We start from the raw sequence: 11,082 nt of genomic DNA, 5'->3' as shown, positions 1-11,082 counted from the left end.
TGCGACGCTGCCGCGTCTTATCAGGCCTACGAAAGCTAATTTTCACGCGCTGGTAATGTCGTAATCCATTTGGCGCAGTGCGTCTAATGTGGCTTTGGCTTCGTCTTCGTCGATGATACTCATGGCAAATCCGACGTGCACCAGTACCCACTGGCCCAGCAGATCGGCAGGGTTACCTTCGCAAATCAGCGCGATATTCACGTCGCGCTTGATACCACATACTTCAACCTGCGCAAGCTGGTGAATATCTTCACCGACAGCCAGCACCTGGCCTGGAACGCCAATACACATTGTTAACTCCGGTTATTTCGATTGCAGACAAACGCGAAAAAAACCTTTGGGTGTTTCCCCTCACCTTACCCCTCTCCCCGAAGGGGCGAGGGAACCGTCCGTGCGCTTTTCAGGCGTTGTCCGCAGTCTTATTCAACTTCAATACTTTTGACGATCAGCGAATCGCCGGTATCGACACGCAACCGCTCGCCATGACAGAGCGGGCACTGCGCATCGTGCTGATGAATCTCCACTACCTGGCTGCAATCCCAACACCAGGCCTGGGCGGGTTTATAGACGATATGTAAATCGCACCCTTGCGCCACCGTTCCCTGGCAGACAATTTCAAAACTAAAACGGACGGCGCTCTCCTCAACGCAGGAGAGCGCGCCAATTTCCAGCCACACGGCGGTGACGCGCTTAACATCGTGCTGCTCCGCCTGCCGTTGGATAATCTCAACGGCGCTCTGGCAAAGCGACAACTCATGCATTTTCGCCACTCCTGCGACCAAACAGCAGGGCGCGACGCCCTGCGTGTGGTACATCCGGATTGGTGACCGGCAGCGAAAGGATCATTCGCGCACAGTCATCCGTCAGGCGTTGACCCTCTTCAATCGACATGCTGTGCGAAAGCGGCGACATCAGCGAGCAGGAGAGGTATTGCGAAACACCGTCCAGTTCACCAACGGTAAAGGTCATAGTGCCATACGGCAGTTGCAGACCGATTTTTTCACTCACTTTGCGCAGCGGCCAGAGTTGATCCGGGCCGGGGAAGATAACTGCACTCAGCATCCACGGGGTGATCACACACCCCGTCCACTGACCTTCGAACAGCGTAAAGTCGGAAACATACACCGGCATTGAAGGATGCAGAAAAGAAAGATCGTGCATCGAACGCCGGGCAATTTCTTCAAACGCTGCCTGTACTTGCGCCTTCGGGGAGGTCTGGAAACCTGCTATCTCTTCAGTCATGAGCAGCCTCCCGTGGGATAGCTTCCACGCCTGATTCGCGCAACGCAGCCAGAACCTGCTCAAGCGCAGGTTCAATCATCGCTTCTACCGTCGGCGTCAAGCCGATGTGCGGCTCCAGCGATTCCGGGATCACGCCGACCAGCGTCAGCTTTTTCGGAAACTCGCCGGTGAAGCGCAGGGCCGACAATACGTCGGCCAGGCCAAGCTGATGCGGAGAGATTTTGTTAGTAAACAACGCCGGAACTTCTTCATCCCGCAGGATCATCATCGTTCCCGGCGCGTTCTTTTTCGACACAATGGCATCCGCAATGATCAGATGATCGCGATTTGCCATGTCGCCAAGCAGCTCCATTCCCGCCGTGCCGCCATCGAGGATTTCAACATAATCCGGCAGAATGTATCGTTGCTCTAACGCTTCGACAATCCGCACACCGATGGCTTCATCGGTCAGCAAAATATTGCCGACCCCTAAGACTAAAATACGCATTACAGAACCTTCACTGAAACCACTTCGTTGCCGTCGGCATCCACTACGTGTACCGCGCAGGCCATGCACGGGTCGAAGGAGTGAATGGTACGCACCACTTCCAGCGGTTTATTCGGATCAGCAACCGGCGTGCCTACCAGCGACTGTTCGTAAGGGCCGACGTCATCATTGAAGTTACGCGGGCCAGAGTTCCAGGTTGACGGAACAACTGCCTGATAGTTGCTGATGATACCGTCTTTGATCACCATCCAGTGAGAGAGCATACCGCGCGGTGCTTCAAGGAAGCCAACGCCTTTGAACTCACCCGTTGCCGGAATGTTCGGCTTCACGAACGTGGTGTGGTCGCCTTTGCCGATATTGGTGATCAGTGCACTGTATTGATTTTGCAGGATATCCTGCAATTCGCAGCAGTGAACAGTACGACCAATAATACGCCCCAGCGTGGAGTGCAGTTGCGCCACTTCCAGCGTGTTGCCAGTCAGTTTCTGATAAATTGCAACGATTTCATTCAGTTTGTTCTGGGTAGACTCGCGTCCTGCCGCCAGTTTCACCAGCATGTTCGCCAGCGGACCCACTTCTACCGTTTTGCCGTAGAAAGTCGGTGATTTCACCCAAGAATATTTACCGTCGTCAGACCAGCCGTCATAAGCCGGAATGGTTGTGCCTTCCCACGGTGCCTGCGGCGCTTCGTCTTTATACCAGGAGTGCTTCGCGCTCTCCTGAATGCCTTTGATCAGGTATTCATCGGAATGGGAAGTGATCGGACGATACGAGGACAGATCCGCATTCTCAATGTAGCCGCCTGGGAACAGGAAGCTACCGTTTTTGCTGTCGGTCGGGAATTCCGGCACGCTCAGGTAGTTCACTGCACCTTTACCGCGTTCCAGCCATTCAGGGTAGAACGCGGCGATAACTGCGGTATCAACCTTGTAAACCTGCTCAACAAAGTCGCTCAGCTTGTCGATGAAAGACTTGATGTACATCAGGCGCTCAAGGTTCAGCACGCCCAGACCGTCGAGGTTGATTGGGTTAGCGACCCCACCTACCGCCAGGTTCTGAATGTGCGGCGTTTTACCGCCCAGCAGAGCCACGACGCGGTTAGCGTCACGCTGGCACTCCAGCGCCTGCAGGTAGTGAGCTACCGCAATCAGGTTCACTTCCGGCGGCAGTTTCATCGCCGGGTGACCCCAGTAGCCGTTGGCGAAAATACCCAACTGACCGCTGGCAACCAGCTCTTTGATCTTGTTCTGAACTTTGGTGAACTCTTCCGGACTGTTCAGATGCCAGGTCGAAACGCCTTTCAGCATTTCGGAGGCTTTGGTTGGGTCAGCTTGCAGTGCAGAAGTGATGTCCACCCAGTCCAGCGCCGAAAGCTGATAGAAATGAACGATATGGTCATGCGTGGTGTGCGCAGCCAGAATGATGTTACGGATGTATTGCGCGTTAACCGGAACGTCGATATTCAGCGCACTCTCTGCCGCACGAACGGAAGACAGCGCGTGAGTGGTAGTACATACGCCACAGATACGTTGCACAATCATCCATGCATCGCGCGGATCGCGGTTTTTCACGATCTCTTCCATGCCGCGCCACATGGTTCCGGAAGCCCATGCTTTCGAAACGACGCCATTTTCGATTTCGCAATCGATGCGTAAATGCCCTTCAATACGGGTTACCGGATCAATAGTAATTCTCTGGCTCATGCTTTGCTCGCCTCATGACGATTATGATCGTTTTGTTTTAAAGGAGGAAGTATCGGCAGTAGACGAATGAGTACGATGTAAGCGCAAATCTCAATAGCCACAAAACCAATAGAAATCAACAGTTCTTCCCAGGTCGGGAAGTAGGCGTAACCGCCGCCTGGGTTAAATGCCACCAGCGAATAGGTCAGACGCCAGGTTGCACAACCTAACAGCGCGCTCAGTGCTGACAGGAACAGCATACGGGAATCATTGCGCAGCTTCGCCACACGCAGAACGACCAGCGGGAAGAGCATCAGCAGGACTTCAATCCAGAACATCACGGAGTAGAAGTCACCGGCAAACGCTAAGGACAGCTTGTCACGATAGATTAGCTCACCAAAGCGCAGCACGATGAAAATCGCCAGCAACACACTGATGGTGTTGGTCAGCTTGACGAACAGGCTCTTCTCATCCGGACCATTGCCGCGCAGACCCGCCTGCACCAGCGAACCTTCAAAGATGACAATCGAGAAGCCCATGATGAACGCCGTCAGCAGCGAGAACAGCGGCAACATTTCATAGCTCTGCCACAGCGGATGCACCTTGTAGCCCGCCGAGATCATCAGCGACCCCATTGAAGACTGGTGCATGGTCGGCAGCAGCGCACCAAGCGCGATGATGAAGAACATCACCTTGTTCAGACGTTTGAGCGACACCTTCCAGCCCAGACGTTCAAACAGTGCCGGAGCAAACTCCAGTGCCATCACGCCGATGTAGATAGTCATACAGACCGCCGTCTCGAACAGTACCGAGTTCACGTTGAAGTGACCCGGAATGTAGAAGTACGGCAGGTTCCAGTAGCGACCCACGTCGATAGTGATCGACAAGCCACCCAGTGAGTAACCAAACAGACTCGCCAACAGCGCCGGACGCACCAGCGGATGGTATTGCCCACGGTTAAAGACGTATACCGCCCACGCCAGCGCCCAGCCGCCACAGGCGAAGCCGGTGCCGATCAGCAGGTCAAACGCGATCCACACGCCCCACGGGAAGCCGCCGTTCAGGTCGGAGACAGAGCCCAGACCGAACACCAGACGTTTCACAATCAGGAGCATACAGATGACGATTAACGGTCCAAAAATCATGACCGGTTTACTGATGATTTTGCCGCCCAGCGGTTGTGGATCATGACTCATGATCGTCTCCTCCGTCGTGATGGTCGTTTTTGGTGTTGCGACGAACCAGCACGGTTAAGCCCGCCAGCACAGCCAGTGGTAGCATCATGCCTTTATACAGGGTGTGTTGAATATTTTCGGAACGCGCACCGGTAGAAAGATCGTCCAGTTTCGGCAGGTCGAGATTTTCATAAGGCACACCCGTCAGTACCAGAACCTGAGTACCGCCGCCCTCTTTCTCGCCGTACAGATGCGGATAATATTTCGGCACTGTGTGCAGGTAAGTGTCGCCAGATTTCAGCGTCTGACGCGGATAGTGGTATTCGCTGCCTGGCTTCAGCGCCAGACGTTTTTTCGCCTCAGCCATCAGCTCTTCACGAGTACCAAAAATCACCGCGCCCGCCGGGCACACTTCTACGCAGCCAGGCAGACCGCCTTTATCGAGACGTTCCACACCTTTCTGGTTGCACAGCTCGCACTTATGCAGCGCACCAAACGGGTTGTTGTAGTCGTACTTCGGCACGTTGTACGGGCAGGCAACCATGCAGTAACGGCAGCCGGTGCACACGTCTTTGTCGTAATGGACAATGCCGGTTTTCGGATCTTTTTTCAGCGCGGAGACCGGGCACACAGAGACACAGTTCGGATCGACGCAATGCATACACTGTTTCTTAATGTACGCGTAGCCGTTCTCTTCCTGGTCTTTGTTGACCCCCGTGCCGCTGGTCCACACCTGAATGATGTTATTGGTGTATGGCGACAGTTTGTCGTTGTTCGACCAGGTCTGTTCCCCTTGTGGGTTACGTTCAGGGAAGTTGATATCCTGACACTTGGTGACGCAAGCCTGGCAGCCTACGCACAAGGTCGAGTCATACAACATACCCAGCGATCCCGGAATTGGCGGGCGGTTTTCAGCAGCCGCATGGCTGACCGACGGCAACGCGCCCGTCAGCAATGCCCCGCAGGAGGCTGCTTTAATAAAATTACGTCTGTTCACGGTTATTCTCCCCGTGAGTCAGCGTTATCTTTCTTTTGCTGACGACCCAGTTCACGCACCGCCATCACGCTGACACCGGCAACCAGCCCAACCACGCCGCCAAGCAAACCGATAGCGCCCGCAGAGACGTTGCCGCCTTCTTTAGCATTCACGTCCGGTTTTTGTGAGCGTGGCGTCTGATTTTCGACGTTGGCAAGCTGATGGATGCCTTTATGGAAGCCGATACCTTCTTCGTTACAGCCATAGCACGGGTGACCAATCGCCACCGGCCACACGCCGCCAACGTCGCAGAATTGCAGCGTTGAGCAGTTGCCGTAAGTTTCAGGGCCTTTACAGCCAAGGTGGTACAGGCACCAGCCTTCGCGGTGGCCTTCATCACTGAACTCTTTGGCAAAACGACCAGCATCGAAGTGCGGGCGACGTTCGCAGTGTTCGTGAATCAGACGGCCATAGGCGAAGGTCGGACGATTTTTGTCATCCAGTTTCGGCGGTTTGCCGTAAGTGATGATGTGCGCAACGGTCGCAAGGAAGTTGTGCGGGTTCGGCGGACAGCCTGGAATGTTGATAACGGTTTTGCCCGGCAGAACTTCTTGCAGGCTGACCGCGCCGGTGGGGTTAACCCCAGCTGCGGCGACACCGCCCCACGCGGAGCAAGAACCGATAGCAATAATGGCTGCTGCGCCTTCCGCCGCTTTGCGGATGTGATCCACAATCGGCTCACCGGCAACCATGCAGTAAATACCATTATCTTTTAATGGGATGGAACCATCCACAACCAACACATACTGCCCTTTATACTTCTCAAGCGCGTTATGTTTGTTCTCTTCAACCTGATGGCCGAATGCGGCGGAAAGGACTTCGTGATACTCCAGAGAGATGGTCTCCAGCACGAGGTTTTCTACCGTTGGATGCGTTGCACGAAGCAGAGATTCCGTACAACCGGTGCATTCCTGCGCGCCAATCCAGATAACCGGCGGGCGCTGCGGGTTAGTGACCGATTCGGCCATCTCTGCGGCGGCTTTGCTACTCAGCCCCATGGTGGCGGCTAATGCTGCACAAAGCTTCATGAAATCACGACGATTAATGCCGTGAGAATGGATGAGGGTGTTATCTCCAGTCATTTATAGTTATTCCGTTGCGAAGACCTGGCATATATTTTGCCTCAACCGCAAAATCAATAATGCGATCGATGCGCCATTTACCACACATTTATTATGGTTATCATTGTCATGATACTGCGGCGGGGCGCTAAAACGAAGGGAAGAAGCATTAGTGTAATTAATTAAAGCAAGATAATACGTATGTTTGATCAATTTTCGAGGCGATAACCAGCCATAAAAAATCGTAATGTAGAACAGGAATTATTCTCACGAAAGAAATCCATTACCATCTCTTTATCCAGTCCATAACGGCGCGTCAGAATACCCGCTTCCCAGGCGCTGAGCTGGCGGTCACCGGTCTTTTTATACATCCGGTGCGAATAGCCTAATACAAATCCACGCTTATAATCAGCACAGAATTTAGTCACATTAACCGCACTGTCGGCATGTGTTGCTTTTAATCCCGCCATTAAGCCTTTACCAAAATGGTTATTCATCGTTTTGCCCTTAAACGTTATATATGAACCTATATAGCGATATTTTAGGCAAAGAACGACTTTTGCGCACGCTATTTTTTTCAGCATGTTAAGAATGTTATCCAGAAAGAGATAAACCCATCAGGAGAGATATTTGTCGAACCATTTCAGCGTCCTTTGCCAGGCAAGATCGGCGGCAGATTTGTCATAACGGGGCGTGGAATCATTATGGAATCCGTGATTAACCCCCGGATAAATATACGCCTCATAGACCTTATTATTCGCTTTCAACGCCGCCTCATAAGCAGGCCAGCCTTCGTTGATTCGGGTGTCCATTTCAGCGTAGTGAAGCAGTAAAGGTGCGTCGATTTTCGCCACATCAGCGGTGGGTGCCTGGCGACCATAAAACGGCACCGCACAGGCCAGTTCCGGATATGCCACCGCAGCCGCGTTTGAGACACCACCGCCATAGCAAAATCCAGTAATACCCACTTTGCCCGTGGCTTGCTGATAGCGTTGCATAAACTCAATTGCGGCAAAGAAATCATTCATCAACTTAGTCGGATCGACCTGCTGTTGCAGCTCACGACCTTTATCATCGTTCCCCGGATATCCACCCACGGAGCTTAAACCGTCTGGCGCCAGGGCGATGTACCCAGCCTTCGCCACTCGCCGTGCCACATCTTCGATATACGGATTCAGTCCACGATTCTCATGCACCACCACCACGGCTGGCGTTTTGCCGCTCATCTTCGCGGGCTTCACCAGATAACCCCGTACCTCGCCGTGACCATTTGGCGAAGGATACGTGATGTACTCAGCAACAATTTCCGGGTCGGTAAACTCTACCTGAGTCGCCAGCGCATAATTTGGCTTGAGCAAATCAAACAACGCTAATGCCGTCATCCCGCCCACCGCATACTTCGCCGCAAGGTTGAGGAACTCACGTTTCGAGATTTTCCCATGAGCGTAATAGTCGTAGTAATCCAGCAACTCTTGTGGGAAATCTTTGGCGGTTAAACGCGGCATCGTTGCACTCCTCAACTGGTGTTTTTTTAAGCAAAGCATAAGCACGTGTTTTTGCCCAGTTTTTCGTCACTCTGTGAGCCACACTACGGGATACACGCTGGCGAATCGCTAAACTAGAAACATTGTTTCGAAATTGAACGGTTGAAAGGAGAGGTCATGGTCTGGTTAGCAAATCCCGAACGTTACGGGCAGATGCAATACCGCTATTGCGGAAAAAGCGGTTTACGCCTGCCCGCGTTATCGCTCGGTTTATGGCACAATTTCGGTCACGTTAACGCGCTGGAATCACAGCGTGCGATCCTGCGTAAAGCGTTTGATTTAGGCATTACGCACTTTGATTTAGCCAACAATTACGGGCCGCCTCCAGGAAGCGCAGAAGAGAACTTTGGTCGCCTGCTGCGGGAGGATTTTGCCGCTTATCGCGATGAACTGATTATCTCTACCAAAGCCGGATACGATATGTGGCCCGGCCCGTACGGCTCTGGCGGTTCACGTAAATACCTGCTCGCCAGCCTCGACCAAAGCCTGAAGCGTATGGGGCTTGAGTATGTCGATATCTTTTACTCTCATCGCGTGGATGAAAATACGCCGATGGAAGAAACCGCCTCTGCGCTGGCTCATGCGGTACAAAGCGGTAAGGCGCTTTATGTCGGGATCTCCTCTTACTCGCCAGAGCGGACGCAAAAAATGGTCGAGTTGCTGCGCGAGTGGAAAATTCCGCTGTTAATTCATCAACCTTCGTACAATTTACTGAACCGCTGGGTAGATAAAAGCGGCCTGCTGGATACCCTGCAAAATAACGGCGTGGGCTGCATTGCCTTTACTCCTCTGGCTCAGGGATTGCTGACCGGAAAATATCTCAACGGTATTCCGGAGGATTCACGGATGCATCGCGAAGGTCATAAAGTTCGTGGTCTGACGCCGAAAATGCTCACCGAAGCCAACCTCAACAGCCTGCGCTTATTGAATGAAATGGCACAGCAGCGTGGACAATCAATGGCGCAAATGGCGTTAAGCTGGTTGCTGAAAGATGAGCGAGTGACGTCGGTATTGATTGGTGCCAGCCGCGCGGAGCAACTAGAGGAGAACGTGCAGGCGCTGAAAAATCTAACATTTAGCACCGAGGAGCTGGCGCAGATTGATCAGCATATCGCCGATGGCGAGCTGAATCTGTGGCAGGCGTCTTCCGATAAATGACCTGTTAATAACGGGCGCGAGAACCGCGCCCGAATCAGATCAGTGATTATGACGAGTCAGTCGGTCAAGATAGCCCATCACAAATGCAGAGAGCACGAACGTCAGATGGATAATGACGTACCACATCAGTTTGTTATCAGGGACATTTTTCGCATCCATAAAGACGCGCAGTAAGTGAATGGAAGAGATTGCCACAATCGACGCTGCTACTTTGTTTTTCAGCGACGTTGCGTCCATTTTCCCCAGCCAGTTCAGCTTCTCTTTGTTCTCGGAGATATCAAGCTGCGAGACGAAATTCTCATAACCGGAAAACATCACCATCACCAGCAAACCGCCAACCAGCGTCATATCCACCAGCGACAGCAACACGAGGATCAAATCAGATTCCGCCATCGAGAAGATATTCGGTAGTACGTGAATAATCTCCTGGAAGAACTTCAGCGCCAGGGCAACTAACGCCAGCGAAAGGCCAAAGTACACGGGGGCAAGCAGCCAGCGAGAAGCATACATTGCATTTTCAAGAAAACGTTCCATACATTCCTGTCGTGTAGTTAAAACGGGCAACAGTATATCGCAATTGAGTAAACAGCGCGCAACAGCAAATCAACATATACGTTAAACCTTTGTCGCATAATTCTGAGGTTTAGGGATCTTCCTGGTTCCCTGATTAACGCATCGAGAGCGTCTACCCTTAAAGGACGTTGAACCTGAAGGGAGAAAAGCGATGTCTCATTTAAAAGACCCGACCACGCAGTATTACACTGGTGAATATCCCAAACAGAAACAACCGACGCCAGGCATCCAGGCGAAGATGACGCCGGTGCCGGATTGTGGCGAGAAAACTTATGTTGGTAGCGGTCGCCTGAAAGATCGTAAAGCACTGGTGACAGGGGGCGATTCTGGTATCGGTCGTGCTGCCGCCATCGCTTACGCGCGTGAAGGCGCTGACGTGGCGATCAGTTATCTTCCGGCGGAAGAAGAAGACGCCCAGGATGTGAAAAAGATTATTGAAGAATGCGGACGCAAAGTCGTTCTGCTGCCGGGCGATTTAAGCGATGAGAAATTTGCCCGTTCGCTGGTTCACGACGCGCATAAGGCGTTAGGCGGGCTGGATATTATGGCGCTGGTCGCCGGGAAACAGGTTGCCATTCCTGATATTGCAGACCTCACCAGCGAACAGTTTCAAAAGACCTTTGCCATTAACGTTTTCGCGCTGTTCTGGTTAACCCAGGAAGCGATTCCCCTGCTGCCAAAAGGTGCCAGTATCATCACCACTTCGTCAATCCAGGCGTACCAGCCAAGCCCGCATTTACTGGATTACGCGGCAACGAAGGCGGCGATTCTGAACTACAGCCGTGGTCTGGCAACACAGGTCGCGGAGAAAGGTATTCGGGTGAACATTGTCGCACCTGGTCCTATCTGGACGGCGCTGCAAATTTCCGGCGGACAGACGCAGGATAAGATCCCGCAGTTTGGTCAGAAAACGCCGATGAAGCGTGCCGGGCAACCGGCGGAACTGGCTCCTGTTTATGTTTATCTGGCAAGTCAGGAGTCGAGCTACGTCACCGCAGAAGTGCACGGCGTATGCGGCGGCGAACATTTAGGCTAAAAAAATGCCCGGTTGTGTGAAGCAACCGGGCATCATCGTACTTTTAACGCTTGCCGGGTGCGGCGTGAACGCCTTATCCGGCCTACAT

At 52.8% G+C, this 11,082-nt stretch carries 13 protein-coding genes; 2 read left to right on the top strand and 11 right to left on the bottom strand.

Annotation, left to right across the window (positions count from 1 at the left end):
• Positions 1-42: 42 nt before the first annotated feature.
• The 10 genes from hybG to yghX all read right to left on the bottom strand — a co-directional run bounded on the left by hybG (position 43) and on the right by yghX (position 8,188).
• Positions 43-291 carry a hydrogenase maturation factor HybG gene (hybG, locus tag EQY_RS0117465; RefSeq protein WP_000334896.1) on the bottom strand — a complete coding sequence of 83 codons (249 nt, stop codon included), beginning with the start codon at positions 289-291 and terminating at the stop codon, positions 43-45.
• A 128-nt stretch (positions 292-419) separates the two neighbouring features.
• Positions 420-761, bottom strand: coding sequence for a hydrogenase maturation nickel metallochaperone HypA (gene hypA, locus EQY_RS0117460; protein ID WP_000544957.1), 342 nt, complete (start codon positions 759-761; stop codon positions 420-422).
• Positions 754-1,242 carry a hydrogenase-2 assembly chaperone gene (hybE, locus tag EQY_RS0117455; RefSeq protein ID WP_000134014.1) on the bottom strand — a complete coding sequence of 163 codons (489 nt, stop codon included), beginning with the start codon at positions 1,240-1,242 and terminating at the stop codon, positions 754-756. The genes hypA and hybE overlap by 8 nt, the downstream gene beginning before the upstream one ends.
• Positions 1,235-1,729, bottom strand: coding sequence for a HyaD/HybD family hydrogenase maturation endopeptidase (locus EQY_RS0117450; RefSeq protein ID WP_001221938.1), 495 nt, complete (start codon positions 1,727-1,729; stop codon positions 1,235-1,237). The genes hybE and EQY_RS0117450 overlap by 8 nt, the downstream gene beginning before the upstream one ends.
• Entirely contained in the window at positions 1,729-3,432 is a 1,704-nt protein-coding gene (gene hybC, locus EQY_RS0117445; RefSeq protein ID WP_000083078.1) for a hydrogenase 2 large subunit, read from the bottom strand. The genes EQY_RS0117450 and hybC overlap by 1 nt, the downstream gene beginning before the upstream one ends.
• Positions 3,429-4,607, bottom strand: a complete 1,179-nt coding sequence (gene hybB, locus EQY_RS0117440; protein WP_000017694.1) for a Ni/Fe-hydrogenase cytochrome b subunit — start codon at positions 4,605-4,607, stop codon at positions 3,429-3,431. The genes hybC and hybB overlap by 4 nt, the downstream gene beginning before the upstream one ends.
• Complete coding sequence (gene hybA, locus EQY_RS0117435; RefSeq protein WP_001081870.1) at positions 4,597-5,583, bottom strand: hydrogenase 2 operon protein HybA; 987 nt, start codon at positions 5,581-5,583, stop codon at positions 4,597-4,599. Before hybA ends, hybB begins: the two co-directional genes overlap by 11 nt.
• Before the next feature lie 2 nt (positions 5,584-5,585).
• The gene (gene hybO / locus EQY_RS0117430; RefSeq protein ID WP_000145416.1) at positions 5,586-6,704 is read right to left on the bottom strand and encodes a hydrogenase 2 small subunit; all 1,119 of its coding nucleotides are present in this window, start codon (positions 6,702-6,704) and stop codon (positions 5,586-5,588) included.
• A 188-nt stretch (positions 6,705-6,892) separates the two neighbouring features.
• Complete coding sequence (gene yghW / locus EQY_RS0117420; RefSeq protein ID WP_001059138.1) at positions 6,893-7,180, bottom strand: DUF2623 family protein YghW; 288 nt, start codon at positions 7,178-7,180, stop codon at positions 6,893-6,895.
• A gap of 120 nt (positions 7,181-7,300) precedes the next feature.
• Positions 7,301-8,188, bottom strand: coding sequence for a YghX family hydrolase (gene yghX / locus EQY_RS0117415; protein WP_024212637.1), 888 nt, complete (start codon positions 8,186-8,188; stop codon positions 7,301-7,303).
• Between the two features lie 156 nt (positions 8,189-8,344).
• On the opposite strand from yghX, the gene gpr reads away from it, so the two are divergent.
• Positions 8,345-9,385, top strand: coding sequence for an L-glyceraldehyde 3-phosphate reductase (gpr, locus tag EQY_RS0117410; protein WP_000262167.1), 1,041 nt, complete (start codon positions 8,345-8,347; stop codon positions 9,383-9,385).
• 39 nt (positions 9,386-9,424) lie between these two features.
• On the opposite strand, the gene EQY_RS0117405 is transcribed toward gpr, so the two are convergent.
• Entirely contained in the window at positions 9,425-9,919 is a 495-nt protein-coding gene (locus EQY_RS0117405; RefSeq protein WP_000439331.1) for a TIGR00645 family protein, read from the bottom strand.
• Between the two features lie 190 nt (positions 9,920-10,109).
• Here EQY_RS0117405 and yghA point away from each other — a divergent pair, with 190 nt between their 5' ends.
• Positions 10,110-10,994, top strand: a complete 885-nt coding sequence (yghA, locus tag EQY_RS0117400; protein WP_000018751.1) for an NADP(+)-dependent aldehyde reductase — start codon at positions 10,110-10,112, stop codon at positions 10,992-10,994.
• Positions 10,995-11,082 lie beyond the last annotated feature (88 nt).

This window comes from Escherichia sp. TW14182 (assembly GCF_000208525.1).
In the GTDB taxonomy this organism is placed as follows: domain Bacteria; phylum Pseudomonadota; class Gammaproteobacteria; order Enterobacterales; family Enterobacteriaceae; genus Escherichia; species Escherichia ruysiae.
The sequence above is the reverse complement of the archived record's forward strand: the minus strand, read 5'-3'. Positions and strand labels throughout refer to the sequence as shown.

Bases quoted from the DNA above. Each gene is read 5' to 3' on its own strand.
- gpr (WP_000262167.1), top strand. From the start codon at position 8,345: ATGGTCTGGTTAGCAAATCCCGAACGTTACGGGCAGATGCAATACCGC.
- yghX (WP_024212637.1), bottom strand. From the start codon at position 8,188: ATGCCGCGTTTAACCGCCAAAGATTTCCCACAAGAGTTGCTGGATTAC.
- hypA (WP_000544957.1), bottom strand. From the start codon at position 761: ATGCATGAGTTGTCGCTTTGCCAGAGCGCCGTTGAGATTATCCAACGG.
- hybB (WP_000017694.1), bottom strand. From the start codon at position 4,607: ATGAGTCATGATCCACAACCGCTGGGCGGCAAAATCATCAGTAAACCG.
- hybC (WP_000083078.1), bottom strand. From the start codon at position 3,432: ATGAGCCAGAGAATTACTATTGATCCGGTAACCCGTATTGAAGGGCAT.
- hybG (WP_000334896.1), bottom strand. From the start codon at position 291: ATGTGTATTGGCGTTCCAGGCCAGGTGCTGGCTGTCGGTGAAGATATT.
- hybO (WP_000145416.1), bottom strand. From the start codon at position 6,704: ATGACTGGAGATAACACCCTCATCCATTCTCACGGCATTAATCGTCGT.
- EQY_RS0117450 (WP_001221938.1), bottom strand. From the start codon at position 1,729: ATGCGTATTTTAGTCTTAGGGGTCGGCAATATTTTGCTGACCGATGAA.
- yghW (WP_001059138.1), bottom strand. From the start codon at position 7,180: ATGAATAACCATTTTGGTAAAGGCTTAATGGCGGGATTAAAAGCAACA.
- EQY_RS0117405 (WP_000439331.1), bottom strand. From the start codon at position 9,919: ATGGAACGTTTTCTTGAAAATGCAATGTATGCTTCTCGCTGGCTGCTT.
- hybE (WP_000134014.1), bottom strand. From the start codon at position 1,242: ATGACTGAAGAGATAGCAGGTTTCCAGACCTCCCCGAAGGCGCAAGTA.
- yghA (WP_000018751.1), top strand. From the start codon at position 10,110: ATGTCTCATTTAAAAGACCCGACCACGCAGTATTACACTGGTGAATAT.